This is a genomic window from Methylobacterium ajmalii, assembly GCF_016613415.1.
GTDB classification, from domain to species: Bacteria; Pseudomonadota; Alphaproteobacteria; order Rhizobiales; family Beijerinckiaceae; genus Methylobacterium; species Methylobacterium ajmalii.
Genome location: NZ_JACWCT010000026.1, coordinates 148,162 through 173,627, shown reverse-complemented (window position 1 = coordinate 173,627; position 25,466 = coordinate 148,162). Strand labels below are relative to the sequence as shown.

Genomic DNA, 25,466 nt, shown 5'->3' with positions numbered 1-25,466 from the left:
ATGAGCGCAGCCGACACCAAGGCGAAGGCCGGCACCAGCGAGATCGACCAGCGCTGCATCGACACGATCCGCACGCTGACGATCGATGCGGTGCAGAAGGCCAATTCCGGCCATGCCGGCGCGCCGATGGGCCTGGCCCCGGTCGCCTTCACCCTGTGGAACCGCTACCTCCGCTACGACCCGGCGAACCCGCACTGGCCGAACCGCGACCGCTTCGTGCTGTCGGTCGGGCATGCCTCGATGCTGCTCTACAGCCTGCTCCACCTCGCCGAGGTGGCGGAGAAGGACGGGGGCAACGCCCCGGCGGTGAGCCTGGAGGACATCAAGAAGTTCCGCCAGCTCGACAGCCGCACCCCGGGACACCCGGAATACCACTTCACCACCGGCGTCGAGGTGACCACCGGGCCGCTCGGCCAGGGCGTGGCGAATTCGGTCGGCATGGCGATGGGCGGCCGCTTCCTCGGCGAGCGCCTGGCCCACGGCGACCGGCAGGTCTTCGACTACAACGTCTACGCCATGTGCAGCGACGGCGACCTGATGGAGGGCGTCTCGGCCGAGGCCGCCTCGATCGCCGGGCACCTGCGCCTGTCGAACCTGTGCTGGATCTACGACAACAACACCATCACCATCGAGGGCCACACCGACCTCGCCTTCAGCGAGGAGGTCGCCGCCCGCTTCCTGGCCTATGGCTGGCAAGTGCTGCGGGTCGCCGACGCCAACGACACCGCGGCGGTCGCCCACGCCCTCGAGACCTTCCTGCAATCGGGCGACCGCCCGACCCTGATCATCGTCAACTCGGTGATCGGCTACGGCGCGCCGACGAAGCAGGGCACGCCGAAGGCCCACTCGGACGCGCTCGGCCCCGACGAGGTCAAGGGCGCCAAGCGCGCCTATGGCTGGCCGGAGGATTCGCAGTTCCTGGTGCCGGACGGCGTCTACGACGCCTTCCGCAACGGGATCGGCGCCCGCGGCAAGGCCCTGCGCGAGGAGTGGCTGGCGCTGGTCGAGGAGGTGAAGGCCGGGGACGCCGGCCTCGCCAAGGACCTCGACGCCTATCTCGCCGGCGAGCTGCCGGAGGGCTGGGACGCCGAGATCCCGGTCTTCCCGGCGGACGCCAAGGGGCTGGCCACCCGCGAATCGTCCGGCAAGGTGCTCAACGCCATCGCCAACCGGGTGCCGTGGCTGCTTGGCGGCTCGGCCGACCTCGCGCCCTCGAACAAGACCAAGCTCGAGAGCCCGGAGGCCGGCACCCTCGGGCCGTTCACGCCCGGCGGGCGCAACATCCATTTCGGCGTGCGCGAGCACGCGATGGGCTCGATCGTCAACGGCCTGGGCCTCGTGGGCCTGCGCGCCTACGGGGCGACCTTCCTGGTCTTCTCCGACTACATGCGCCCGCCGATCCGGCTCGCCGCCCTGATGGAGCTGCCGGTCTTCCACGTCTTCACCCACGATTCGATCGGGGTGGGCGAGGATGGGCCGACCCACCAGCCAGTGGAGCACCTGCTGGCGCTGCGCGCGATTCCCGGCCTCGTCACCTTCCGGCCGGCGGACGCCAACGAGGTGGCGGAGGCCTATCGCGTCATCATGCAGCTCAAGCACCAGCCGGCGGTGCTGGCGCTGAGCCGCCAGCCGCTGCCGACCGTCGACCGGGAGAAGTACGCCCCGGCCTCGGGCGCCGCCAAGGGCGCCTACGTGCTGGCCGGCACCGACGAGGCGAAGCCGGACGTGATCCTGATCGGCACCGGCTCCGAGGTGCAGCTCTGCCTCGGCGCCTACGAGACGCTGAAGGCCGAGGGCGTGAAAGCCCGGGTGGTGTCGATGCCGTCCTGGGAGCTGTTCGAGCAGCAGGACGAGGCCTACCGCAACAGCGTGCTGCCGCCCGAGGTGACCGCCCGCGTCGCGGTCGAGCAGGGCTCGGTGATCGGCTGGGACCGCTACACCGGCAGCGCCGGCACGATCCTGGGCATGCACACCTTCGGCTCCTCGGCGCCGATCAAGGACCTGCAGTCGAAGTTCGGCTTCACGCCGGAGAAGGTGCTTGAGGCCGCCCGCGCCCAGGTGGCGAAGGCGAAGGGCTGAGAATCCTGTGCAGCCCGCCGGATGTCTCCGGCGGGCTGCACGGCCTCCATCGTCTCCCGGGGCCGCGAAGCGGAACCCGGGATCCATGGCCGGTGACGATGCCGGATGGAGCGGGATGGGCTCCTCCTTCGATCGAGGCTCCGGGCCCGAAACCCGCTCGGCTTGATCGGGCTGTCCAAGGCCGCGGGCCGCCTTGCGCCGTTCTGCCGGAAGCGGACGTTCCGCAACCGACCCATCGACGCCATACGCTGCACGAAGCGCCTTCCCCGAAAGCGTCCACGAGGTTCGTACCCATCGGGGAGCGATACGGTGGAGGACGCGATGGCACCGATTCGACTGATCCACGGCCTGTTCGGGTCGCTGAGCGCTCCCGGCATCCTCTCGGGTCTCGGCGACGCGACGGTTCTTGCACCCGATTTGATCGGATACGGCTCTTACCGAAACGAGGCCCCGACGGCCTGGGAGCTGGCTGAGCAAGCCGACCGTGTTGCGAGTTGCCTGCGAGAACGCGTCGACGAGCCCGTTGATGTCGTCGCTCACTCGGTCGGCGGCGCCATTGCCGTCCTGTTTGCGGGACGTCACCCGAAATTGACGAAATCCCTGACGAGCATCGAGGGCAACCTCACGCTGGACGACGCCTTCTGGTCGCGAAGGATTGCAACGCAGGAACTTTCCGAGATCGCGGAGGAGGTCGAGGGTTTTCGCGCCGATGTGGCTGCATGGATCGGCCGCGCCGGGGTCAAGCCTACTCCCGTCGCCTTGGAAATCGCGACCCAGTAGCTCGAAAATCAACCCGTCTCCACATTGCGCAGCCAGGCTCGCGCTGTCGTCGCGGCGACAGGCGACGATGCCTATCTCGATGGCCTGAAGAACCTCGTCGTGTCCGGACTGCCGGTTCACCTGCTCGCAGGTGCTCGCGCTCGGAGCGGTTGGAACGTGCCCGAGTGGCTGGCGCGCGGAGCCATGACCAACACGGACATTCCCGGCACCGGACACCTGATGATGCTGGAGGCACCGGAACTGTTCGCCCGGAGCATCATGCGAAATCTCGCTGACAGCACGAACCGGTCCGATCGTCCGGTACAGTATTTCAAACGAGGCGACGTGCTGGCGATGTCCGCGATGATTCGGTCGCTTCGACGGCCGAGATCCGGCGAGCATGTCGAAAAGCTGCTCGTCCGCACGTTACCCAGCCCGGCTGCGGAAGAGCTTCACGATCGCGAAGACCTCCAGGTCCTTCATTTCGCTGCATTGTCTGCGACGACCGGCATCCGCTTCGTCGCAAAATGCCACGGCCGCCGCCTGAGCAGCCTGCAAGCGGACCTTCCGGACATCGGCAAAGGGTCGAGAGCAGCGATGCCGCTGCCGGCCTCCCACCGCAACGACAGAATATCCACCGGCGGCCCCTGCCCCGCGGTGAACACCCCGGCAGTGAGCGGACCGTCGAACACCGCGCCGGTATCGAGATCAATGCGGTGGGCGAGCCGTTCCGCGTCGGGGTGTGCGTGCAAGGCCGCAGGGCGGCGATCCAGGCGACGATGTCGGGCAGGCCGCTGGGCTTGCGTGACGTCGTAGGAACTGCGCGTCGGGCCGCCGCTGTCGAGCCGCCACAGGTCGAAGCCGGTCCCGGCGACCGCGTCGAGCAGCATCGCCTCGTGTTTGCCGGTCAGGCAGGTCGCGGAATCCGGCTCGCGGGCCTGGAGGTCGCGCGCGATGGCCACGACCCCGGCACTGCCGGGCGCGCGATCGATGGCGTCGCCGAGGAAGACCGGGCGGTGCAGGGCGCCTCGATCCGGGCGAGCCGACCGGCGCGGCCTGGGATGTCGCCGATGTCATCGGTGAGCATGGCCGATCCCCTCCCCTTTCAGGTGGACGGCATTCCCCTGCTCAGGCGACCGCTTGCTGACGGGCGACCGCCTGGACCGACCGGATCATCCGCGCCGCCTCGGAATCCAGGTAGTTCAGCGTGTCGGAGACCCCCATCGGCCGATGGAAGTGATAGCCCTGCATCTGGACGCAGCCGAGGCTCTCCAGCAGGCGGGCCTGCTCGGCGGTCTCGATGCCCTCGACGACGCAGCAGAGCTTCAGGTTCCGGGCGAGGCCGAGGATCGACGTGACGATGTCGCGGCTCGCCGGGTCGGTGGTGATCTCGCTGATGAAGCTACGGTCGATCTTGAGCTTGTCGAGCGGCAGGCGGTGGACGTAGCTCAGGGACGAGTAGCCGGTGCCGAAATCGTCCAGCGCGATGGCGATGCCGTTCGCCTTGAGGGTCCCCAGCACGTTCTGGGCCTGCGCCACGTCCTGGATCAGCGCGGTCTCGGTCGCCTCCAGGATCACCCGGCCGGGGGCGAGGCCGCTTGCCTTGACCGCCGCGACGATACCGGCGGCGGCCTGGGGCGAGGCGATGTCGGCCATCGACAGGTTGAACGACAGGGCGACCGACTCGGGCCAGGCCCGGGCCGCGGCGAGCGCCTGGCCGAACAGCACCGCGGTGATGCGGGTGATCAGTCCGGAGCGCTCGGCGATCGGCACGAACACCGCCGGGGAGACCTGGCCCAGCTCCGGGCTCCTCCAGCGCGCCAGCGCCTCGAAGGCGATCGTGCGGCCGCTCTGCACGTCGACGATCGGCTGGTAGACGAGGCTCAGCTCCTGCGGGAGATCGGCGTGGCGCAGGGCCTGCTCGATCACGCTCTGGGTGCGCAGCAGACGCTCGTGCTCCTCGGTGAACAGCACCGCGGTGCCGCGGCGGTTCGCCTTGGCGTAGTACAGGGCGTAATCCGCCCGCTCGACCAGGACCTCCGCCCGGTACCCGGCCTCCGGACACGCCGCGAAGCCGACCGAGGCGGCGATCTGGGCGCTGCCGCCGTTCGGCAGCCGGAACGGCGCCGCCAGGGCACCGCAGATCGCATCCCCGGTCCCGGCGAGCGCGGTCGCCCCGGCCCTGCCGGGCAGGATCAGGCCGAACTCGTCGCCGCCGAGACGGGCCACCACGGCGGCGTTTCCCATCACCGCGCGCAGGCGGCGCGCGGCCTCCTGCAGCACCGCGTCGCCGGCACCGTGGCCGTGGGCGTCGTTCACCGGCTTGAAGCCGTCGAGGTCGACGAGGCCGACGACGAAGCCGCCGCGGCTCGCCTGGGCCGCCTGCGCCGCCGTATCGAGGGAGGCGAAGAAGCTGCGGCGGTTGGGCAGCTCGGTCAGGGTATCGAGATTGGCGAGCCGCAGGTTCTCCCGGCTCAGCCGCTCGAGCTCGACCTGTTGCCCGATGAGCCGCGTGAAGTCGCGATGATAGGCGAGGAGCACGAAGGCGAGCGCGCCGCTGACCACCAGTAAATTGAGGGCGATGGCCCGCATGACGTGGTTGTCGAAGGAGCTGAGGTGCAGGCAGAACGGGACCGCGACGACCGCGATGACCAGAAGCGCCGCCGCCCGCAGATGCGCGAGGCAGAACGCGCAGGCGATCATCGTGTTGCCGACATAGAACAGGACGTGGGCCTGCGCATAGGCGTCCCCGTACTGCAGCAGGGCGACGCTCCAGCTCATGAAGCACACCGCCAGGATGCCGGCGAGCGCCAGCGTGGCGCGCAGCTTGAGCGCGGTCCCCTCCATCCCGATCGGCTGCCGGCGCCGGCGCAGCCACAGGCAGAGACGAACGACGCAGACCGACAGGAGCCCCGCGAGCGGGTAGAGCGTGATCCCGGTCGGTGCGACGCCCAGATGCGTGACGGCCACCGCGGTCGAGTTGACGGCCAGGATCACGTAGAGCAGCGGCACCTGGTTGTGCAGGGCACGCATCTGCGCCCGCATCAGGTCCGGGTTCGAGGTGTCGACGCGGAAGAGGTCGATGATCGTCAGAATCCGCCGCACTGCGCATCCACCCCGCTCGGCCGTGCCAATCGCCACCGCGTCGCCCACCAGTAATCACGCGTAGTTGAATCAAGGGTTACGCTGCATTACGAGACCACGGCATCGCAGTAAGATCCGGGTAAGATCGTTCAGCGCGCCCGTCGCCGCGGCCGAGAGCGGCGCTCCGGGCGCGGCCGGGCACCTGGACGACGCTTTCCCCAGCGGTGGGACGACGGGAGAGCTTGCGAACGCCTGCCGGGCGCGTCGTGGAGCCGAGATCACCCTCCTAGGAATACTGTCCGTCCGGACGAAAGATCCGGCGGCGCGGCAGGGCCGCCCTCGGCTACGCGACACGATGTCGCCTCTCCGGCGCCGCTTTGGGTCGCGGATCCGGTTGCGATCCGGCATCGCCCCGCCAGATCCACGTGGCGTCGCCGCCCCACGCGGCCGGCGGTGCCAGGGCCATGCGCCGCTAAGGAGCGGATGCGGACCGGTCGCACCCCCGCGGCGGTCCCTTCCAGCGACGGGAGATTCGATCCCTTGACCGACACCGCCTTCGCCCTCTTCCTCGACTTCGACGGCACCCTGGTGGAGATCGCGCCCCGGCCCGACGGGGTGGTGGTCCCGCCCGACCTGCCCGCCGGCCTCGCGCGGCTGCGCGGGCGCCTCGGCGGGGCGATGGCGCTCGTGACCGGGCGGCCGATCGCCACGATCGACGGGTTCCTGGCGCCGGAGCGCTTCGACGTCGCCGGCCTGCACGGGGTCGAGCAGCGCCGAGACGGCCGGGTGGCCGGCGGCGATCCGGCGGCGCATCCCGCCCTTCGGGCGGGCGTCGAGACCCTGCAGCGGGCGGTCGCCGATCTCGACGGCGTGCTGATCGAGGACAAGGGCTGCTCGGTCGCGGTGCATTGGCGGCTCGCGAGCGAGGCCGATGCCGTGCGGGCGCAATCGGCCGCAGCCTCGGTCGCCGGCATCCTCGGCGAAGCCTACCGGTTGCAGCAGGGCAAGGCGGTGGCCGAGATCCTGCCGGCGAGCGCCACGAAGGGCCATGCCATCCGGGCCTTCCTGGGCGAGGCGCCCTATGCCGGCCGGCGCGCGATCTTCATCGGCGACGACCTCACCGACGAGAAGGCCTTCGTGCCGGTGAACGAGGATGGCGGGATCACCATCCGGGTCGGGCCCGGCGACACGGTCGCGCGCCACCGCCTCGCCGATCCGGCGGCAGTGCGGGCGCTGCTCATGGGCTGGGCCGACGGCGGGACGATCGACCCGGAATCCCTGCCCCCGGCGTGAGGAGCGGGCGGCGCGGCCTATCCGCGGGCGCCGCGATGCCCTAACTCCTCCCCGACGTCACGCACAGGACCGATCCCGTCGATGCGCCGTTCCCTCTTCCTCGCCGGAGCCCTCACGATCGCCATGACCGCTTCAGCCTCCGCCGCCTCGTTCTCCACCACCCCGTCCGGCCTCCAGGTCAAGGACGACGTGGTCGGCACCGGTCCGCAGCCGAATGCCGGCCAGACCGTCAGCGTCCACTACACCGGCTGGCTCTACCAGGACGGCAAGAAGGGCGCGAAGTTCGACAGCTCGCTCGACCGCAAGCAGCCGCTGAACTTCGCGGTCGGCACCGGCCAGGTCATCAAGGGCTGGGACGAGGGCCTGTCGACCATGAAGGTCGGCGGCAAGCGCACCCTGATCATCCCGCCCGAGCTCGGCTACGGCGCCCGCGGCGCCGGCGGCGTGATCCCGCCGAACGCCACGCTGATGTTCGACGTGGAACTGCTCGGCGTTCGCTGAGCGATCGCCGGCGTCAGCCCGGCCTTCCGCTTCATTGCGTCGTCCCGGGTTCCGCTGTCGCGGTCCCCGGGACGACGACGCAGGATGTCGGATCCGGCGACGATACGCCGAACGACTACACCTCCAGCCATTCCCTTCTCACCGCCTCGTTGGCGGACAGCGCGGCCGGCGTGCCCTCGAACACGACGTGGCCGTGGCCCATGACGTAGAGGCGCTGCGACAGCTTCAACGCGATGGTCAGCTTCTGCTCGACGAGCAGCACCGCGACGCCGCGGGCGGCGATCTCGCCGATCATCTCGGCGACGCGGGCGACCATCTGGGGGGACAGCCCTTCCGTGGGCTCGTCGATCATGATGAGGTCGGGATCGCCCATCAGGGTACGGCAGATCGTGAGCATCTGCTGCTCGCCGCCCGAGAGCACGCCGCCGGGCGTGTCGATCCGCTCCTCGAGCCGCGGAAACAGCCGGAAGATGTCGGCGTAGGACCAGCGCCCGCCGCGCTTGCCCCCCTTCTCGCCGAGCGCCAGGTTCTGCCGCACCGTGAGCTTGGGGAAGATCGCCCGCTCCTCCGGCACATAGCCCAAGCCCCGGCGCGCGACCGCGTAGGGCTTGAGGCCGGCGATCGCCTGGCCCTTGAAGCGGATCTGGCCGCGGGGCGGCACGTCGCCCATGATCGCCTTGAGGGTGGTGGAGCGGCCGACGCCGTTGCGGCCGAGGATCGACACGATCTCGCCGGCTCCGACCCGGAAGCTCACTCCCTGCAGGATGTGGCTCTTGCCGTAATAGGCGTGCAGGTCCTCGACCTCGAGGAGCGCGGGGGCCGGATGGTGCGCCGGCATCGCCAGGGCGGCGCTCACGCGGCCTCCTCACCGGTCGCGACCCCGAGATAGGCTTCCTGCACGGCGCGGTTCTCCCGGATGCGGGCTGGGGTGTCGGTGGCGATGATGCGGCCGTAGACCAGCACCGAGATGCGGTCGGCGAGCCCGAACACCACCGCCATGTCGTGCTCGACCATCAGCAGCGTGCGGCCCGTGGTGACCTCGCGGATCAGCTGCGTGGCGTGCTCGCTCTCGCTGTGGCTCATCCCGGCCATCGGCTCGTCGAGCAGGATGACCTTGGCGTCGCTGGCAATCGCGATGCCGATCTCGAGCGCCCGCTGGTCGGCGTAGGCCAGGAGCCCCGCCGCCACCGAGGCGCGGTGGCCCAGCCGGATGCGCGAGAGAATCTCCTCCGTGCGCTCGGCGACGCCCGGCAGCCCCTCGACCCCGCGCCAGAACGACGGGCCGTGGCCCATCGCCCGCAAGACCGCGCAGCGCACGTTCTCCCACACGCTGAGCTTGGGGAAGATATTGGTGACCTGGAAGCTGCGGGCGAGCCCGGCCCGGTTGATCGCCGCCGGGCGCCAGCCGGTGATGTCGCGGCCCTCCAGCCTGATCGTGCCGCTCGTCGGCGCGAAGCGGCCGCTGATCAGGTGAAAGAGCGTCGACTTGCCGGCGCCGTTCGGCCCGATGATGGCGTGGCGTTCCCCGGCCGGGACGGTGAGGTCGACGCCGTTGATGATCTTGGCCGGGCCGAAGCTCTTGTTGACGCCGGACAGCTCGATCGCCGGGCCGGTGCTCGCGGGTTTCGTGCCAGTGGGACTCATGCCAGTGGGACTCATGCCAGCGGGGCTCATGCCAGCTTCTCCTTGGCGGCGGCGGAGGCCTCGTGCCAGGCGGCCGCGACCCGCGGCAGCACGGCCCGTAAGGCGAGCCCGCCCCCGGTCGCCATCGCACCGGCGACGATCCAGGGCAGGATGTGGGCGGCGTCGAAGGGGATGCCGGCGAGGCTCATCTCGGTGCCGTCGCTCGCCTTGACCAGCATCCGGAAGGCCATCTCGATCAGCGCGATCGACCCCGCGAGCAGGAGCAGGAAGGGCCCGAGCGCCAGCAGGTAGGCCGGCAGCAGCCGGTGGGCGGTGCCCGCGCGCAGGAGCGGGCCGTGCATGAGGGCGAGGCCGGCGATGCCGCCGGGGGCGAACATCACGATCGCGATGAACAGGAGCCCGAAATAGAGCTGCCAGACCTCCGTCAGATCGCTGAGCGAGACCTGGAGCAGCGTCACCACCACCGCGCCGACGACCGGGCCGACGAAGGTGCCGATGCCGCCGATGAAGGTCGCGAGCAGCACCACGCCCGACTGGTGCACCCCGAGATAGGCCGAGTTGGCGATCTCGAAGTTGATCGCCGCCAGCGCGCCGGCGACGCCCGCGAACATCGCCGAGAGGCAGAAGGCGGTGATGCGGATCGCCTGCGGCTCGTAGCCGAGGAACTCGACCCGCTCCGGGTTCTCCCGCACGGCGTTGCACAGGCGCCCGAGAGGCGTGCGGGTGATGGCGTACATCGCCACCGCGCAGATCAGGCACCAGGCGGCGATCAGGTAGTAGACCTGGATCTGCGGCCCGAAGCTGAGGTCGAAGACCCGCAGCATCTTGGTGCGGTTGGCGGTGATGCCCTCTTCCCCGCCGAAGAAGCTGTGCAGGATGTGCGAGCCCGACGAGACCAGTTCGGCGATGCCCAGCGAGATCATCGCGAAGACGGTGCCGGCGCGCCGGGTCGAGATCGCCCCGAACAGGATGCCGAAGGCGAGGCCGGCGAGCCCGCCCACCACCGGCAGCAGCGGCAGGGGCACCGGCAGGCGCAGGGACGTCACGAGGTTCATCGCGTGGACGGTGAAGAACGCGCCCAGTCCGTAATAGACCGCATGGCCGAATGACAGGAGCCCGGTCTGGCCGAGCAGCATGTTGTAGGACAGGGAGAACACCACCATGATGCCCATCAGGCTCATCATGGTCAGCGCCGTGCCGCTGGTGAAGATCAGCGGCGCCGCGACGAGGATCGCCGCGGCGGCGAGCCAGGGCAGGACCTGCGCGACGGCCCCGGCGCCCTTCGGCCGGATCGTCGGGCGGGAGCCGGCCTGCGCGAGGGCGCCGGACGGCGCGATGTCGGCGAGGTCGCTCATGCTTCGCGGTTCCCGAGCAGGCCGGTCGGCCGCGCGATCAGCACGAGGACCAGCAGGAGATAGGGGATGATCGGCCCTATCTGGGCGATCGTCACGTTCCACAGATCACCCAGCACGCCGCCGGACGGCGCACCGTCGATGCCCACGGCCTGGAGGACGCTGGCGACCGAGACGTCGAGGGAGATGGCGAAGGTCTGCACCAGCCCGATCAGGAGCGAGGCCGCGAAGGCGCCGGTGAGCGAGCCGAGGCCCCCGACCACCACGACCACGAACAGGATCGGCCCGAGCAAACCCGCCATGTTGGCCTGCGTCACCAGCGCCGGCCCGGCAATGACGCCGGCCACCGCCGCCAAGCCCGTGCCGACGCCGAAGACCAGCATGAATACCTTCGGCACGTCGTGGCCGAGCATCGCCACCATGTTGGGATGGGTCAGCGCCGCCTGGATGATCAGCCCGACCCGGGTGCGGGTGAGTACCGCCAACAGGGCGATGAAGATCACCACCGAGATCACCAGCATGAACAGCTTGTAGGCCGGATAGTTGGTACCGAACACCGTGAAGGCCGGAAAGTCGAGCACCGCCGGCACCCGGTAATCGACCGGCAGCTTGCCCCAGACCATCTGCACCACCTCCTCGATCACGTAGGCGAGGCCGAAGGTGAAGAGCAGTTCCGGCACGTGGCCGTGGCGGTGGACGTTGCGCAGGCCGTAGCGCTCGATGAGCGCGCCGATGCCGCCGACCACGACGGGCGCGACGACGAGGCCGACCCAGAACCCGGTGAACTTGCTGATCTGATAGCCGAAGAACGCGCCCAGCATGTAGAAGCTGGCATGCGCGAAGTTGAGCACGCCCATCATGCTGAAGATCAGGGTCAGGCCGCTCGCCATCAGGAAGAGCAGCATCCCGTAGAGCACGCCGTTCAGCGTCGAGATGATGACGAGTTCGAGCACGCGGGGTCTCCTGCCGGTGCGGGGCGATAGGGCCTGGCGAGCGCGCCCGCCGGCGAGATCTGGCTCGCTCCCCTTGCCCGGATGCGTGAAGCGGAGGGAGATCCGGGATCCGGGAGAGAGATGTCGCGACACGCCGCGGTCTTCGCGACGTCGCGGACGGACGGACGCTTCGCGGCCTCCTGCGCCGGATCCCGGATCTCCTGTCCGCCGAGGCACCGCCCGGCCCGGACAGGGCCGTTCGGCGCGAGGATCGGTGCGGCGCCCCGGCGGAATCCGGGGCGCCCTCCCCGCCTCAGCTCGGGCGGTCCATCTTGCAGGTGGTCGGCAGCAGGGTGTCCTGGGCGGCGATCTCGCCGGTGCCGGTCCAGCCCCAGCCGGTATTCTCGCTGTCCAGCACCTTCGCGGTGTCGACCGGGCCGAAGCGCGAGATGTAGATCGGCTGGAAGATCTGGTGGTCGTCCGGCCGGATGAAGCTGTCCTTGCCGTAGAGCGTGTCCTGGTGGATCGAATCCATTGCCTTGGCGATGGCCTTCGGATCGGTCGACTTGGCGGCGAGCGTCGCCTTGGACAGCACGTTCATCAGGTTGACGACGCGCGCGTAGGTGACCTCCTGGCCGGTCTTGGCGCGGAAGGCGGCCTCGAAGTCGTGGGCCGGCTTGTAGTCGATGTTGGCGTAGCCCTCGGAGATCTGGAAGACCCGGTCGGGGAGGTTCGCCTGCTTGATCGCGGTCGGGCCGCCGCTACCGCCGCCGTAATAGGTGTAGAAATTGGCCTGCAGCCCGGCATCGCCCGCGGCCTTGAGCAGCAGCGCCATGTCCTGCGCCCAGTTGCCGGTGATCACCGTGTCGGCGCCCGACGCCTTGATCTTGGCGATGTAGGGCGAAAAGTCGTTGACCTTCTGAAGCGGCGCCACCTCGTCGCCGACGATCTGGATGTCGGGACGCTTCTCCTTCAGCATCGCGCGGGCGGCGGCGCGCACCGCCTGGCCGTGCGAGTAGTCCTGGTTGATCAGGTAGACCTTCTTGATCTCCGGCTTGCCCTTGATGTAATTGGTCAGAGCCTGCATCTTGATGTCGGAATTGGCATCGAACCGGAAATGCCAGTAATTGCACTTGGCATTGGTCAGCGCCGGATCGACCGCGGCATAGTTGAGATACAGGATCTCCTTGCCGGGATTGCGATCGTTGTACTTGCCGACGAAATCGATCAGCGCGGCGCCGACCGAGGAGCCGTTGCCCTGCACCACGACGCGGGCGCCGGAATCGATCGCCTTTTGGAGCTGGACCAGGCTCTCCTGCGGGTTCAGCTTGTTGTCGTAGCCCGTCACCTCGAGCTTCAGGTCCGCGTTCTTGGCGTTGAGCTGGTCGGCCATGAACTGGAACGTCTTCAGCCCGGCCTCGCCGGTGCTGGCGCCGCCGCCGGAGAGCGGATCGACGAAGGCGATCTTCAGGCTCATCGGCGCGGCGAGCGCAGTCGAGGCCGCCAGGGCCATGAGGCCGGCGGCCGTGATGCGCGCAAGGGTCTTGACCAAGGCGTCCCTCCTGGAATGGCGTTCCCGGGGCTTTTCGCTCGGGATTCTTTATCGCCCGGGATTTCGAGTGTCCGGGCTCGTTGTCGGCGCGCCGTTCGGCTTCGCCCAGGGGTCCGCGCCCCTTTCGTCCCCGACACTGCCTCCCCGCCCGGAACCGGTCAAGTCGCGAAATGTCGATCCGCATCGCGAAACAAGTTGCCGATCCGCCGTCCTCGGGTCACCTTGGGGCACAACCCGGGCGGCGCCGAGAGGCCCCGGGACGCGAGGGAGGCGGCGGCATGGCACAGGCGATGGCGGCGCGCGCCGGCACGATCACCCGGGGTGCGACGAAGGACGACGCGAAGGAGGCCCCGAGACGGGAAGCCCTGGCGCAAGAGGTTCTGGCGCAAGAGGTTCTGGCACACGAGGTTCTGGCCCCGAAGGCCGTCGCGGCGAAGCCGTCCCCCCGGGACGAGGCGGCGGAGCCGGAGGACGGCGACCGGCAGTTCGTGACCGCGCTCGCCCGCGGCCTGCAGGTGCTGCGCGTCTTCCGGGATGCCGCCGAGATGCTGGGCAACCGCGAGATCGCGGCCCGCACCGGCCTGCCCAAGCCCACCGTGTCGCGCCTGACCCACACGCTGCTCTCCCTCGGCTACCTCGTCCACGACCCGGAGGGCGAGCGCTACGGCCTCGGGCCGGCGGTGCTGGCGCTCAGCTCGGCCTTCCTGCGCCAGAATTCGTTCCCGCAGATGGTGAAGCCGTTCCTGCAGGACCTCGCGACCGCCGTGCAGGCCCACGTGGCGCTCGGCCTCCTCGACGGGCTGTCGAGCGTCTACGTCCAGCTCTGGCGCGGCGAGGGCCAGCGCATCGTGCTGTCGAGCGAGGTCGGGTACCGGCTGCCGCTCGCCCGCAGCGCCATGGGCATGGCGACGCTGTCGAGCCTCGAGGAGGCCGAGCGGACCGCCCTGATGACCCGCCTGCGCCGCGACGGCGCCGACGCGGCGCGCCTCGACGACACCTATCGCCGCTGCGCCGGCGAGATCGCCGAGCGCGGGTTCTGCGTCGGGATCGGCATCTGGCACCAGGACATCAACGCCGTCGCGGCGCCGATCCAGGCCCCCGGCGGGCGAGGTCATTTCGCCCTCAACATCAGCGGCCCGGCCTTCCTGCTCACCGAGGCGGTGCTGCGGGAGGATACCGGCCCGCGGCTGATGGAGACGATCGGGCGCATGCGGGCGCTCGGCATCGTCGATTGAGCCCGCGCTACCCCTCCCCGCCTCCCTCATCCCCGAGCCCGGCGAACCACGCCGCGTAGGGCGTGGTGTGGGCGAGGTGCCGGTTGTAGTCCGGCGCCCCGTCGGTCCACCACGGCGGGCCGCGCTCGCCGAGGCCGTGCTTGGCCGCGTCGACCGCGGCGCGGGCCTCCGCCAGGGCCGCGCCGCCCTCCGCCTTGGTGTCGCGGACCGCGCGGCGGGCCCGCATCAGGGCGGCCACCAGGGCCTCGCGCTCCGCCGGCGCGAGGCCGGGATCGCTGCGCCGCCACAGCCGCCCGCGCACCACGATGTAGCGCCCGTCCGGCGTGACCGGCGGCGCCGCGCGCGGGGCCGGAGAAACCTGGCGCTGCGTCACCGTAAGCTCGACGATTGTGCGGGCCGCCTTGAGGCGGCGTTAAACCTTCGGGCGCAACCTTTTCGCGGGATGCGGGGGCCTGTCCTCCTGCCTGGGGGCGTCATGCACATCGTCGTCGTCGATCCGAGCCGGGTCGTGCTCAAGGTCATCAGCGGGCTCCTCACCCCCCGCGGCCACACCGTGGACACCTTCACGGATTCGCGCGAGGCTTTGGACTTCGTCACCGACAACGCCTCGGTGACCGCCTTGATCACCAGCCTCGAGGTGCGGCCGATCGGCGGCCTCGAATTGTGCTGGTCGGCCCGGCTCCTCGCGGACGCGCACCGCCCGCTCTACATCATCACCATGTCGTCGGCCCGCAACGCCCGCAACCTGGCGGAGGCGCTCGACAGCGGCTCGGACGACTTCATCGACAAGCCGCCGAGCCCCGAGGAGCTCCATGCCCGCCTGCGCGCCGCCGAGCGGATGACGGGGATGCAGCGCGAGCTGATCCGGCTCGCCGAGACCGACGCCCTGACCGGGCTCCTCAACCGCCGCGCCTTCCTCCAGCGGGCAGGCGAGGCGGCGGACCGGGCCGGCGCCCACGGGCGGATCTCGATGATCCTGATCGACATCGACCACTTCAAGGCGGTCAACGACCAGCACGGCCACGACGTCGGCGACACGGTGATCCGCGGCGTCGCCCAGGAGCTCCTGACCGAGGCCGGCGGCGTCGCCGGGCGCCTCGGCGGCGAGGAATTCGCCCTCGCGCTCCCCGGCCGCAGCCTGGAGGAGGCCGAGGCCGCCGCCGGCCGCCTGCGGATGCGCTGCACGCAGCTGCGCTTCAAGGGCCAGCGCGGCCCGGTGCAGGTCACCGCGAGCTTCGGGGTCAGCACCTGGTCCGAGGGCGAGACCGTGGGCGGCCTCCTCAAGCGCGCCGACATCGCCCTCTACGAGGCCAAGACCACCGGCCGCAACCGGGTCGTCTCGGCGGCCACCGACCTGATCCTGGCCCGGGCCGGCTGAGGCCGGCGGAACGACCGGCTGGCCGGAGCCCGCCGGACCGTTCCTGATCCGACGCGCACCCGCCGACACCACGAAAAGCCGACGCGATTCTCCCGCGGAGGGCCGGCCTCAGCTGTCCATCTTCAGGGCGGCGATGAACGCCTCCTGGGGGATCTCGACCTTGCCGAACTGGCGCATGCGCTTCTTGCCCTCCTTCTGCTTGTCGAGGAGCTTGCGCTTGCGGGAGATGTCGCCGCCGTAGCACTTGGCGGTGACGTCCTTCGACAGGGCCCGGATGGTCTCGCGGGCGATGATCTTGCCGCCGATCGCCGCCTGGACCGGGATCTGGAACAGGTGGCGGGGGATCAGGTCCTTCAGCTTCTCGCACATGGCGCGGCCGCGGTGCTCGGCGCGGGTGCGGTGGACCAGCATCGAGAGCGCGTCGACCGGCTCGGCGTTGACGAGGATCGACATCTTCACGAGGTCGCCCTCGCGGTAATCCGAGATATGATAGTCGAACGAGGCGTAGCCCTTCGAGATCGACTTCAGGCGGTCGTAGAAATCGAACACCACCTCGTTGAGCGGCAGGTCGTAGACGACCATGGCGCGCTTGCCGACGTAGTTGAGGTCGATCTGGGTGCCGCGGCGATCCTGGCACAGCTTGAGCACGCCGCCGAGATACTCGTCGGGCGTGAGGATCGTGGCGCGGATCCACGGCTCCTCGATCGTCTCGATCTTCATCACGTCGGGCATGTCGGCCGGGTTGTGCAGCTCCTTCTTCTCCCCGTCGGACATGTTGAGGTGGTAGACGACGCTCGGCGCGGTCGAGATCAGGTCGAGGTTGAACTCGCGCTCCAGCCGCTCCTGGATGATCTCGAGGTGGAGGAGCCCGAGGAAGCCGCAGCGGAAGCCGAAGCCCAGCGCCGCGGACGTCTCCATCTCGTAGGAGAACGAGGCGTCGTTGAGCCGGAGCTTGCCCATCGCGCCGCGCAAGTTCTCGAAGTCCGCGGCGTCGACCGGAAAGAGGCCGCAGAACACCACCGGCTGCACCGGCTTGAAGCCCGGCATCGCCTCCTTGGTGCGGCGCTTGTCCTCGGTGATGGTGTCGCCGACGCGGGTGTCCGCCACCTCCTTGATCGAGCCGGTGAAGAAGCCGACCTCGCCGGGGCCGAGCTCGGCCATGTCCTGCATCTTGGGCCGGAAGACGCCGAGGCGCTCGACGCCGTAGGTTGCGTCCGCGCCCATCATGCGGATCGTCATGCCCTTCTTGAGCACGCCGTCGACGATGCGCACCAGCACGACGACGCCGAGATAGACATCGTACCAGGAATCGACCAGCAGCGCCTTGAGCGGCGCGCTCCGGTCGCCCTTCGGCGGCGGCAGGCGGGTGACGATCGCCTCCAGCACCGCCTCGATGTTGATGCCGGTCTTGGCCGAGATCGGCACCGCGTCCTTGGCGTCGATGCCGATCACCTCCTCGATCTGGTCCTTGACCCGGTCGGGCTCGGCCGCCGGCAGGTCGATCTTGTTGAGGACCGGGACGATCTCGTGGTTGGCGTCCAGCGCCTGGTAGACGTTGGCGAGCGTCTGCGCCTCGACGCCCTGGGAGGCGTCGACGACGAGGAGCGAGCCCTCGCAGGCGGCGAGCGAGCGCGAGACCTCGTAGGCGAAATCGACGTGGCCGGGCGTGTCCATCAGGTTGAGGACGTAGTCGCGCCCGTCCTGGGCCTTGTATTCCAGGCGCACGGTCTGCGCCTTGATGGTGATGCCGCGCTCCTTCTCGATATCCATCGAGTCGAGCATCTGCTCGCTCATGTCGCGCGCCGCGACCGCCCCGGTGATCTGGATCAGCCGGTCGGCGAGGGTCGACTTGCCGTGGTCGATATGGGCGACGATCGAGAAGTTGCGGATGTTGTCGATGGGGGACGCGGTCATCGTGAGGCTGTCTCCGGCGCGCAGGCGCGGCGATGCGCGTGGCGCACGGCGGTGAAGGAAGAGGTCGAGGGGAGATAGCAGCGGCACCCCGCCGCGCCAAGACGGCGGCCGGACGCACGCGGTTGTCGGATGGGGGTGAGTGTCGGGCGGGGGCGGTCGTCACGCGACGGCGCGGACCATCCATCCCACCCGCGACCTCATCCCGAGGTGCGAACGACGTGAGCCTCGAAGGAGAGTTCCAGGGAGCACCGAGCTCTCTGGAGCCTTCCTTCGAGGTCAGTCGATCTTCGATCGACTAACACCTCAGGATGAGGGTGAGGGTTGGATGATCGTTGCGGCTCTGGGCTCCTCTGAACGCCAAGTGCGCGGTCAAGCGCGCAGCGAACCTCACGCCCCCAGCCGGTCCGCCACGTCCTGCGCCAGCGACAGGCTCGAGGTCAGCCCCGGGCTCTCGATGCCGAACAGGTGCACCAGCCCCGGCAGGCCGTGCTCGGCCGGGCCGTCGATCAGGAAGTCGGCGGCCCCCTCCCCCGGCCCGGACAGCTTGGGGCGGATGCCGGCATAGTCGGGCACCAGCCCGCCGTCGGGGAGCGCGGGCCAGTAGCGGCGGATCGCGGCGTAGAACAGGCCGCCGCGGCCGGGATCGACCTCGTAGTCGGGCGCGTCGATCCACTCGACGTCGGGGCCGAAGCGCATCCGTCCGGCGAGATCCAGGGTGAGGTGGATGCCCAATCCCCCCTCGACCGGGGCCGGGTAGATCAGCCGCGAGAAGGCCGGCCGCCCGGTGCAGCCGAAATAGTTGCCCTTGGCGAGAACGAGCCGCGGCACGCGCGCTTCCGGGTAACCCTCGGTCGCCCGGGCGAGGCCCTGCGCCCCGAAGCTCGCGGCGTTGACCACGGCATCGACGGTGATCTCCTCGGCGTCGCCGAAGCGCGCGACCCAGCCCTCGGGCGAGCGGGTCAGGCGGGAGATCGGGGTATTGAAGGCGAGCGCGCCGCCCGCCCCCTCGATGTCGCCCTGCAGCGCCAGCATCAGGGCGTGGCTGTCGACGATGCCGGTCTCGGTCGAGAGGAGTGCGGCGTGGCAGGTCAGGTTCGGCTCGAGGCGCCGGGCCTCGGCGCCGTCGAGGAGCGACAGGCCCTCGACCCCGTTCGCGAGCCCTTGCGCGTGGATCGCCGCGATCTTGCCGCCCTCCAGCTCGGTCGCCGCGACGATCAGCTTGCCGATCTTCGCATGCGGCACCCCGTGGCTCTCGCAGAAGGCGTAGAGCCGGCGCCGTCCCTCGACGCAGTGGCGCGCCCGGGACGAGCCGGTCGGGTAGTACATCCCGGCATGGATCACCTCGGAATTGCGCGAGGACACGCCGGTGCCGATGCCGCCCTCCGCCTCCGCCACGATCACCTCGTGGCCGCGCAGGGCCAGCTCCCGACCGATCGCGAGGCCGACCACCCCGGCACCGACGACGAGCACCATCATCGGCCGCTCCTCCCTCTCCGTGTCTACGCGGGTGCTTGTACAACGAAAAAGGGCCCCTCTCCGGGGAGAAGGGCCCTCTTTTTCCGTCGAGCCGTCAGGCTCAGGCGGCGATCGACATGGTCGGCTCGGCGGCCCGCACGTCGGCGTCGACATGGGCCTCGAAGCGCTTGAAGTTGTTGCGGAACATCTCGACCAGGCTCTTGGCGGTCTCGGCGAAGGCCGCCTTGTCCTGCCAGGTCTTGACCGGGTACAGGATATGCGGCTCGACGCCCGGCACCGAGGTCGGGACCGCGAAGCCGAAATACGGGTCGCGACGGAAATCGGCCTTGGCGAGCGAGCCGTCCAGCGCCGCGGTCAGCAGGCGGCGGGTGACCCGGATCGGCATGCGGCGGCCGGTGCCGACGCCGCCGCCGGTCCAGCCGGTGTTGACGAGCCAGCAATCGACGTGGTGGCGGGCGATCAGGTCGCGCAGCAGGTTGCCGTAGACCGACGGGTGACGCGGCATGAACGGCGCGCCGAAGCAGGTCGAGAAGGTCGCCTCGGGCCCCTTCAGCCCCTTCTCGGTGCCGGCCACCTTGGCGGTGTAGCCCGAGAGGAAGTGGTACATCGCCTCGGCGCCGGTCAGCTTGGCGATCGGGGGCAGCACCCCGAAGGCGTCGCAGGTCAGCATGACGATGTTCTTCGGGTGCCCGGCCTGGCCGGTGACGCTCGAGTTGCTGATGAACGGCAGCGGGTAGGCGCAGCGGGTGTTCTCGGTGCGCGAGGCGTCGTCGAAGTCCGGCAAGCGGGTGACCGGATCGATGACGACGTTCTCCATCACGGTGCCGAAGCGCTCGGTGGTGGAGTAGATCTCGGGCTCGGCCTCCTTCGACAGGCGGATCGTCTTGGCGTAGCAGCCGCCCTCGAAGTTGAAGATGCCCTTCGGGCTCCAGCCGTGCTCGTCGTCGCCGAGCAGCACGCGGTTGGGATCGGAGGACAGGGTGGTCTTGCCGGTGCCCGACAGGCCGAAGAACAGCGCCGAGTCACCCTCGTGGCCGACGTTGGCCGAGCAGTGCATCGGCATCACGCTCGACTTGGGCAGCACGTAGTTCAGGTACGTGAAGACCGACTTCTTCATCTCGCCGGCGTAGGAGGTGCCGCCGATCAGCACGATCTTGCGCGAGAAGTCGACCGCGATGACGGTCTCGGTGCGGCAGCCGTGCCGGGCCGGGTCGGCGCGGAAGCTCGGCAGGTCGATGATGGTCAGCTCGGGCGTGAAGCCGGCCAGGGCCTCGCGCTCGGGGCGGATCAGCAGGTTGCGGATGAACAGCGAGTGCCAGGCGTACTCGGTGAAGACCCGGGCGCGGACGCGGTGGCCGACCTCGGCGCCGCCGAACAGGTCCTGGGCGAACAGCTCCTTGCCCTCGGCATGGGCCAGGAAGTCCTCGAGCAGGGTCTCGAACTGCGGGCGGGTGATGCCGCCGTTGTTCTCCCACCACACCTCGTTCTCGGTGTCGGCGTCGCGGACGACGAACTTGTCCTTGGGCGAGCGGCCGGTGTGGATGCCGGTCTCGGCGACCAGGGCGCCGCCGGCGGCCAGCTGGGCCTCGCCGCGCTGCAGGGCGTGCTCGTAGAGGCTCGGGGCCTCGAGGTTCCAGTTGACGCGCTTGAGGTTGCGGAAGCCGATCTTGTCGGCGCCGAACGCCTCGTTGAATACGCCGATGTCGTTCACGCCCGATCCTCCTGGCGCCGACCCGGGCAAAGCCGGATGGCTGCCGGTCCGAATCGGGCCGAATGACTGCTCAAGTCCGGCGCGAAGACCTTGCTTGGGCTTGCGAGCCGATCAAGGACTTGCAAGCCGGTCAAGCGCGACGGGCCGCGACCGTTCTCCGACGGCCTCGGTGGGCAGCCGTAGTAGGCGGCGAAACTTCCCGGTTCAATCGAATTCGCGGTATCCAACGGTGACAAGCTCGACTTTATGTCATGCCCCGGGCAGCCCGCGGGCCTGGGCGGCCATCGCCACCAGGGTCGGGCGCAGGGCCGCGGGGCTCTCCAGCCGCTCCGGGAACAGGACCCGGGCGGTGCGTTCGCCGGCGACGAGGTCGAGCCCGTCCGGATCGAACCCGGTCAGGCGCCACGGCCCCGGCTCCTCGCCGGCGAGCCGCGTGGCGTAGAGCGCGACGGCGTCGAGGTGATCCTCGTTCATGTGGGCGACCGCGCCGGGCTCGGTCTCGGCGAGGGCGTCGTGGCCCGACAGGTCGGTGAGGAGTTCCGGCCCGGTCAGCGTCGCCGCTCGGGCGAAGCCCCCGTTGAGGTGGCCGGCCCGGGCGACGAGGCGGAAGAAGGCGAAGTCCGGGAAGTCGACGTAGAGCGCCGCCTTCGGGTGGCGGGCGAGGAAGCGAGCCCGGACCCGGGGCTCGTCGCTGCGCACGACCGCGCCGGCCACGGTCAGGCGCGGATGGGCCAGCGGATCGCCCTTGCCGCCCTGGGAGAGGAGCAGCGAGCAGCGCGGGTCGGCCTCGAGGTTGAGGGTGTGGGCCGAGAGCCGCGACAGGAGCAGCAGCGGCGTGCCGTCGAGGTCGGTCGCGACGGTGACGAGCGAGGCGAAGGGCGCGCCTCCGTCCCGCTCCAGCGTCGCGAGGGCGCCCGAGCGCGTCCGGCGCAGGAGCGAGCGGGCGAGCCCGATCGCGTCGAAGGGCGCCTCGGCGGCCGGCAGCGGCGCGGCCTGCTTCCCGTCTGCATCCGCCATGGTCTATTCCCCCCTCGCCCCTCGGTGGTCGCGCCGCACCTTGGCGGCCTCCCGCGGGCCCGTCCAGGCCGCGCGACGCCGCGGCGTTCACGAGGCTAGGCCCCCGCCGCGCGGCGGCCTCGTCCCCGGGGATCCATCGCACCGGTTGAGCCCGTATCGCGGATGCTCGCTTTTTCGGCGGGATGGCCTTAAGGGTGTCGGAATCGTGGCGCCGCAGCCACTGTCCAGTCTTTTCGGCGAGAGCCGGGCTGGACGGGAGGCGGCGACACCCGAGATCGACCGGGTCGAGGCACGCCGCGCCCGAAACGGTTTTCAGTCGGGCGACGTTCAGCAGGACCGTTGTGTCCTGGCGAGCGACGCTTGCCCCCAGGGAATGCCCATGCCGACCATCGCCCTCGTCGATGACGACCGCAACATCCTGACCTCCGTGTCGATCGCGCTGGAGACCGAAGGCTACCGGATCCAGACCTACACCGACGGCGCCTCGGCCCTCGACGGCCTGAAGCACTCGCCGCCCGACCTCGCGATCTTCGACATCAAGATGCCGCGCATGGACGGGATGGAGCTCCTGCGTCGCCTGCGCCAGAAATCCGACCTGCCGGTGATCTTCCTGACCTCGAAGGACGAGGAGATCGACGAGCTCTTCGGCCTCAAGATGGGTGCCGACGACTTCATCCGGAAGCCGTTCTCGCAGCGCCTGCTGGTCGAGCGGGTGAAGGCGGTGCTGCGCCGCTTCGCCGCCAAGGAGGCGGGGCCCGGCGCCTCGGCCCGGGAGGCGGAGGCCGCCGCCGCCCGCTCGCTCGAGCGCGGCCAGCTGATGATGGACCCGGAGCGCCACACCTGCACCTGGAAGGGCGAGCCGGTGACGCTGACGGTGACCGAGTTCCTGATCCTGCAGGCGCTGGCCCAGCGCCCGGGCGTCGTGAAGAGCCGCAACGCGCTCATGGACGCGGCCTACGACGACCAGGTCTACGTCGACGACCGCACCATCGACAGCCACATCAAGCGGCTGCGCAAGAAGTTCAAGGTCACCGACAACAGCTTCGACATGATCGAGACGCTGTACGGCGTCGGCTACCGCTTCAAGGAAATGTGAGCGACTTGACCGCCGGAGTGACGACCGCGTGAGCGAAGGCTCGCCCCCCGGCGCCGTGCGCCGCCTGCTGGGCGGCCCCGGCCGCCTCCTCGAAGGCACCGGGCGCCGCCTGCGCGGCCCGGGCCGCGCGCGGGATCGGGATCCTTCCACCCGGACCGCGCACGCCCCGAAGCCCCCGGGCGAGATCGACCCGGACGCCGAGGCCGCGCGCGAGCCGTTCGGCTGGCGCTCGGTCCGCCGCTGGGTGGCCCAGCGCTTCGCCTCGAGCCTGACCCGGCGCATCGTGGTCCTGAACCTCGCCGGGCTGATCGCGCTCCTGATCGGCTTCCTCTACCTCAACCAGTTCCGCCAGGGCCTGATCGAGGCCCGGGTCCAGAGCCTGCTGACGCAGGGCGACATCATCGCGGGGGCGATCGCGGCGTCGGCCACCGTCGACACCGACGCGATCACCATCGACCCCGACCGCCTGCTCCAGCTCCAGGCCGGCGAGGGCGGATCCTTCGCCGACGAGGCGCCCTCGGGCCTCGAATTCTCCCTCAACCCGGAGCGGGTGGCGCCGCTCCTGCGCCGCCTGATCACCCCGACCGGCACCCGCGCCCGGGTCTACGACCGCGACGGCACGATGCTGATCGATTCGCGCGGCCTCTATATCCGCGGCGACCTCAGCCGCGATCCGCCGCCGCTGCGCAAGGACCGGTCGAGCTTCGTCGAGCAGGCCTGGAACGCCGTGCGGGGTGCGCTGCCATGGCTCGGCCGCTCGAGTTCGGCCGACGAGCCGGGCCCGGCCGATGGACGGACCCTGCCGGAGGTGCAGCGGGCGCTGACGGGCGCGCGCGGCACGCTGGTGCGCCGCAACGGCCCGGGCGAGACCATCGTGTCGGTGGCGGTGCCGATCCAGCGCGGCCGCACGGTGCGGGGCGCCCTGCTGCTCTCGACCCAGGAAGGCGACATCGACAAGATCATCGCCGCCGAGCGCTTCTCGCTGCTGCAGGTCTTCATCATCGCGGCGCTGGTGATGGTGGTGCTGTCGATGCTGGTCGCCGGCCAGATCGTCGGGCCGGTCGGGCGCCTGGCGGAGGCCGCCGAGCGGGTGCGCACCGGCATCAAGTCGCGCCAGGAGATCCCCGACTTCACCCGGCGCACCGACGAGATCGGCCATCTCTCGGGGGCGTTGCGCGACATGACGCAGGCGCTCTACCGCCGCCTCGACGCGATCGAGAACTTTGCCGCCGACGTCTCGCACGAGCTGAAGAATCCCCTGACCTCGCTGCGCAGCGCCGTCGAGACCCTGCCGCTCGCCAAGACCGACGAATCGCGCGGCCGGCTGCTGCAGGTCATCCAGCACGACGTGAAGCGCCTCGACCGGCTGATCAGCGACATCGCCGACGCCTCGCGCCTCGACGCCGAGCTCGCCCGGGCCGAGGCCGGCCGGGTCGACCTGAGAAAGCTCATCACCACGGTGGTGTCGGTCGCCAACGAGCGCCGGCGCCGGGGCGACGCGGCGATCGACCTCACGGTCGAGCCGGCGCCCGCCGGCGTCGAGGACGCCTTCGCGATCCTCGGCCACGACAGCCGGCTCGGCCAGGTGGTCAACAACCTCCTCGACAACGCCCGCTCGTTCTCGCCCAAGGGCGCCAGCGTCCGGGTGGCCCTGCGGCGGCGGCGCAACGCCGTCGAGCTGACCGTGGAGGATGACGGCCCCGGCATCCCGCACCACGCCCTGGAGCGGATCTTCGAGCGCTTCTACACCGACCGGCCGGAGCAGGGTTTCGGGCAGAATTCGGGGCTGGGCCTCTCGATCTCGCGCCAGATCGTCCAGGCCCACCGGGGCACGATCCGGGCGGAGAACCGGCTGGGACCCGCCGGGGAGGACGGCGAGCCGGCCGTGCTCGGCGCCCGCTTCATCGTCCGCATCCCGGCCCAGAGCCGGTGACGGCGCGGGCACCGTCCACCGCGACCGTGCATGCGAGCTGCGTCGTCGTCGGCGAGGACGGGATCCTGGTGCGGGGCGAGGCGGGGAGCGGCAAATCGACCCTGGCCCGTGACCTTCTCGACCTCGGCGCCAGATACGGCACGTTCGCCGCACTGGTGGGCGACGACCGGGTCGTCCTGACGTATCGTCACGGGCGGCTCGTGGCGGCCCCGCATCCGGCGCTCGCCGGCCTCGTCGAGGTTCGCGGGCTCGGGCTGCAAGCCGTTGACGCGACGGCGCCTTCGGCGATCCTGCGCCTCGTCGTCGACCTCGCCGAGGAGGCGCCGCGAATGCCCGAGGAGGGCGCGGAGACGGTCCTTCTCCGCGGGGTCCGGCTCCCCAGGATGATCCTGTCGCGGGGGCCCGGCCGCGCCGAAACGGTGTTGTGGCATTGGCGCCGCCTCCGTGTCATGATGATGACCGATTGATGCGGATTTCGCCGCATTGCTCTTGCGCTCGCCTTCGCGCTGC

The 25,466-nt window shown here is 70.2% G+C and carries 21 protein-coding genes; 9 read left to right on the top strand and 12 right to left on the bottom strand.

Features of this window, described 5'->3' with window-relative positions; genetic code table 11:
* Together tkt and HPY23_RS04995 are read left to right on the top strand one after the other, a co-directional pair.
* Complete coding sequence (gene tkt, locus HPY23_RS05000; protein ID WP_091886243.1) at window positions 1-2,079, top strand: transketolase; 2,079 nt, start codon at window positions 1-3, stop codon at window positions 2,077-2,079.
* A gap of 309 nt (window positions 2,080-2,388) precedes the next feature.
* A complete protein-coding gene (locus tag HPY23_RS04995; protein ID WP_175539944.1) occupies window positions 2,389-2,859 on the top strand; it encodes an alpha/beta fold hydrolase in 471 nt (156 codons plus the stop codon).
* A gap of 458 nt (window positions 2,860-3,317) precedes the next feature.
* Here the strand turns inward: HPY23_RS04995 and HPY23_RS04990 are convergent, their stop codons facing one another.
* Together HPY23_RS04990 and HPY23_RS04985 are read right to left on the bottom strand one after the other, a co-directional pair.
* The gene (locus HPY23_RS04990) at window positions 3,318-3,800 is read right to left on the bottom strand and encodes a hypothetical protein (protein WP_091886237.1); all 483 of its coding nucleotides are present in this window, start codon (window positions 3,798-3,800) and stop codon (window positions 3,318-3,320) included.
* 166 nt (window positions 3,801-3,966) lie between these two features.
* Complete coding sequence (locus HPY23_RS04985) at window positions 3,967-5,943, bottom strand: putative bifunctional diguanylate cyclase/phosphodiesterase (protein WP_091886233.1); 1,977 nt, start codon at window positions 5,941-5,943, stop codon at window positions 3,967-3,969.
* A 519-nt stretch (window positions 5,944-6,462) separates the two neighbouring features.
* On the opposite strand from HPY23_RS04985, the gene otsB reads away from it, so the two are divergent.
* Both otsB and HPY23_RS04975 read left to right on the top strand, forming a co-directional pair.
* Window positions 6,463-7,215, top strand: a complete 753-nt coding sequence (gene otsB / locus HPY23_RS04980; RefSeq protein ID WP_091886230.1) for a trehalose-phosphatase — start codon at window positions 6,463-6,465, stop codon at window positions 7,213-7,215.
* Window positions 7,216-7,296: 81 nt separating this feature from the next.
* Window positions 7,297-7,716, top strand: a complete 420-nt coding sequence (locus tag HPY23_RS04975) for an FKBP-type peptidyl-prolyl cis-trans isomerase (RefSeq protein WP_060845649.1) — start codon at window positions 7,297-7,299, stop codon at window positions 7,714-7,716.
* Between the two features lie 115 nt (window positions 7,717-7,831).
* Here the strand turns inward: HPY23_RS04975 and HPY23_RS04970 are convergent, their stop codons facing one another.
* The 5 genes from HPY23_RS04970 to HPY23_RS04950 all read right to left on the bottom strand — a co-directional run bounded on the left by HPY23_RS04970 (window position 7,832) and on the right by HPY23_RS04950 (window position 13,157).
* Window positions 7,832-8,554 carry an ABC transporter ATP-binding protein gene (locus HPY23_RS04970; RefSeq protein ID WP_091886336.1) on the bottom strand — a complete coding sequence of 241 codons (723 nt, stop codon included), beginning with the start codon at window positions 8,552-8,554 and terminating at the stop codon, window positions 7,832-7,834.
* Between the two features lie 14 nt (window positions 8,555-8,568).
* Window positions 8,569-9,360, bottom strand: a complete 792-nt coding sequence (locus HPY23_RS04965) for an ABC transporter ATP-binding protein (RefSeq protein WP_091886227.1) — start codon at window positions 9,358-9,360, stop codon at window positions 8,569-8,571.
* Window positions 9,361-9,386: 26 nt separating this feature from the next.
* Window positions 9,387-10,715 (bottom strand): branched-chain amino acid ABC transporter permease, encoded by a 1,329-nt coding sequence (locus HPY23_RS04960; protein ID WP_091886224.1) that lies wholly within the window; start codon window positions 10,713-10,715, stop codon window positions 9,387-9,389.
* Window positions 10,712-11,665: a branched-chain amino acid ABC transporter permease gene (locus HPY23_RS04955; RefSeq protein ID WP_091886221.1), complete on the bottom strand. Its 954-nt coding sequence runs from the start codon at window positions 11,663-11,665 to the stop codon at window positions 10,712-10,714. The genes HPY23_RS04960 and HPY23_RS04955 overlap by 4 nt, the downstream gene beginning before the upstream one ends.
* 292 nt (window positions 11,666-11,957) lie before the next feature.
* The gene (locus tag HPY23_RS04950) at window positions 11,958-13,157 is read right to left on the bottom strand and encodes a branched-chain amino acid ABC transporter substrate-binding protein (RefSeq protein WP_060849180.1); all 1,200 of its coding nucleotides are present in this window, start codon (window positions 13,155-13,157) and stop codon (window positions 11,958-11,960) included.
* A 317-nt stretch (window positions 13,158-13,474) separates the two neighbouring features.
* Here HPY23_RS04950 and HPY23_RS04945 point away from each other — a divergent pair, with 317 nt between their 5' ends.
* A complete protein-coding gene (locus HPY23_RS04945) occupies window positions 13,475-14,431 on the top strand; it encodes an IclR family transcriptional regulator (protein WP_236012701.1) in 957 nt (318 codons plus the stop codon).
* Window positions 14,432-14,438: 7 nt separating this feature from the next.
* Here the strand turns inward: HPY23_RS04945 and HPY23_RS04940 are convergent, their stop codons facing one another.
* Complete coding sequence (locus HPY23_RS04940; RefSeq protein ID WP_091886218.1) at window positions 14,439-14,804, bottom strand: hypothetical protein; 366 nt, start codon at window positions 14,802-14,804, stop codon at window positions 14,439-14,441.
* Window positions 14,805-14,906: 102 nt separating this feature from the next.
* On the opposite strand from HPY23_RS04940, the gene HPY23_RS04935 reads away from it, so the two are divergent.
* A complete protein-coding gene (locus HPY23_RS04935; protein ID WP_060845645.1) occupies window positions 14,907-15,809 on the top strand; it encodes a GGDEF domain-containing response regulator in 903 nt (300 codons plus the stop codon).
* Window positions 15,810-15,917: 108 nt separating this feature from the next.
* On the opposite strand, the gene lepA is transcribed toward HPY23_RS04935, so the two are convergent.
* The 4 genes from lepA to HPY23_RS04915 form a co-directional block, all read right to left on the bottom strand.
* A complete protein-coding gene (lepA, locus tag HPY23_RS04930; RefSeq protein WP_060845644.1) occupies window positions 15,918-17,723 on the bottom strand; it encodes a translation elongation factor 4 in 1,806 nt (601 codons plus the stop codon).
* Window positions 17,724-18,110: 387 nt separating this feature from the next.
* A complete protein-coding gene (locus HPY23_RS04925; protein WP_091886216.1) occupies window positions 18,111-19,199 on the bottom strand; it encodes an NAD(P)/FAD-dependent oxidoreductase in 1,089 nt (362 codons plus the stop codon).
* A gap of 100 nt (window positions 19,200-19,299) precedes the next feature.
* On the bottom strand, window positions 19,300-20,910 hold the full coding sequence (locus tag HPY23_RS04920; protein WP_060845642.1) for a phosphoenolpyruvate carboxykinase: 1,611 nt from the start codon (window positions 20,908-20,910) through the stop codon (window positions 19,300-19,302).
* Between the two features lie 249 nt (window positions 20,911-21,159).
* A complete protein-coding gene (locus HPY23_RS04915; protein ID WP_091886213.1) occupies window positions 21,160-21,927 on the bottom strand; it encodes a HugZ family pyridoxamine 5'-phosphate oxidase in 768 nt (255 codons plus the stop codon).
* A 379-nt stretch (window positions 21,928-22,306) separates the two neighbouring features.
* Here HPY23_RS04915 and HPY23_RS04910 point away from each other — a divergent pair, with 379 nt between their 5' ends.
* The 3 genes from HPY23_RS04910 (at window position 22,307) to HPY23_RS04900 (ending at window position 25,423) form a co-directional block, all read left to right on the top strand.
* Window positions 22,307-23,023 (top strand): response regulator transcription factor, encoded by a 717-nt coding sequence (locus HPY23_RS04910; protein WP_048430384.1) that lies wholly within the window; start codon window positions 22,307-22,309, stop codon window positions 23,021-23,023.
* A 184-nt stretch (window positions 23,024-23,207) separates the two neighbouring features.
* Window positions 23,208-24,956 (top strand): sensor histidine kinase, encoded by a 1,749-nt coding sequence (locus tag HPY23_RS04905; protein WP_091886331.1) that lies wholly within the window; start codon window positions 23,208-23,210, stop codon window positions 24,954-24,956.
* Window positions 24,953-25,423, top strand: a complete 471-nt coding sequence (locus HPY23_RS04900; protein ID WP_175539943.1) for an HPr kinase/phosphorylase — start codon at window positions 24,953-24,955, stop codon at window positions 25,421-25,423. The genes HPY23_RS04905 and HPY23_RS04900 overlap by 4 nt, the downstream gene beginning before the upstream one ends.
* Window positions 25,424-25,466: the final 43 nt, after the last annotated feature.

What these genes read in the sequence shown, in the direction of transcription:
- tkt (WP_091886243.1), top strand. Translation starts at nt 1, where the DNA reads ATGAGCGCAGCCGACACCAAGGCGAAGGCCGGCACCAGCGAGATCGAC.
- HPY23_RS04975 (WP_060845649.1), top strand. Translation starts at nt 7,297, where the DNA reads ATGCGCCGTTCCCTCTTCCTCGCCGGAGCCCTCACGATCGCCATGACC.
- HPY23_RS04970 (WP_091886336.1), bottom strand. Translation starts at nt 8,554, where the DNA reads ATGCCGGCGCACCATCCGGCCCCCGCGCTCCTCGAGGTCGAGGACCTG.
- HPY23_RS04965 (WP_091886227.1), bottom strand. Translation starts at nt 9,360, where the DNA reads ATGAGTCCCACTGGCACGAAACCCGCGAGCACCGGCCCGGCGATCGAG.
- HPY23_RS04960 (WP_091886224.1), bottom strand. Translation starts at nt 10,715, where the DNA reads ATGAGCGACCTCGCCGACATCGCGCCGTCCGGCGCCCTCGCGCAGGCC.
- HPY23_RS04950 (WP_060849180.1), bottom strand. Translation starts at nt 13,157, where the DNA reads ATGGCCCTGGCGGCCTCGACTGCGCTCGCCGCGCCGATGAGCCTGAAG.
- HPY23_RS04945 (WP_236012701.1), top strand. Translation starts at nt 13,475, where the DNA reads ATGGCACAGGCGATGGCGGCGCGCGCCGGCACGATCACCCGGGGTGCG.
- HPY23_RS04935 (WP_060845645.1), top strand. Translation starts at nt 14,907, where the DNA reads ATGCACATCGTCGTCGTCGATCCGAGCCGGGTCGTGCTCAAGGTCATC.
- lepA (WP_060845644.1), bottom strand. Translation starts at nt 17,723, where the DNA reads ATGACCGCGTCCCCCATCGACAACATCCGCAACTTCTCGATCGTCGCC.
- HPY23_RS04925 (WP_091886216.1), bottom strand. Translation starts at nt 19,199, where the DNA reads ATGATGGTGCTCGTCGTCGGTGCCGGGGTGGTCGGCCTCGCGATCGGT.
- HPY23_RS04915 (WP_091886213.1), bottom strand. Translation starts at nt 21,927, where the DNA reads ATGGCGGATGCAGACGGGAAGCAGGCCGCGCCGCTGCCGGCCGCCGAG.
- HPY23_RS04910 (WP_048430384.1), top strand. Translation starts at nt 22,307, where the DNA reads ATGCCGACCATCGCCCTCGTCGATGACGACCGCAACATCCTGACCTCC.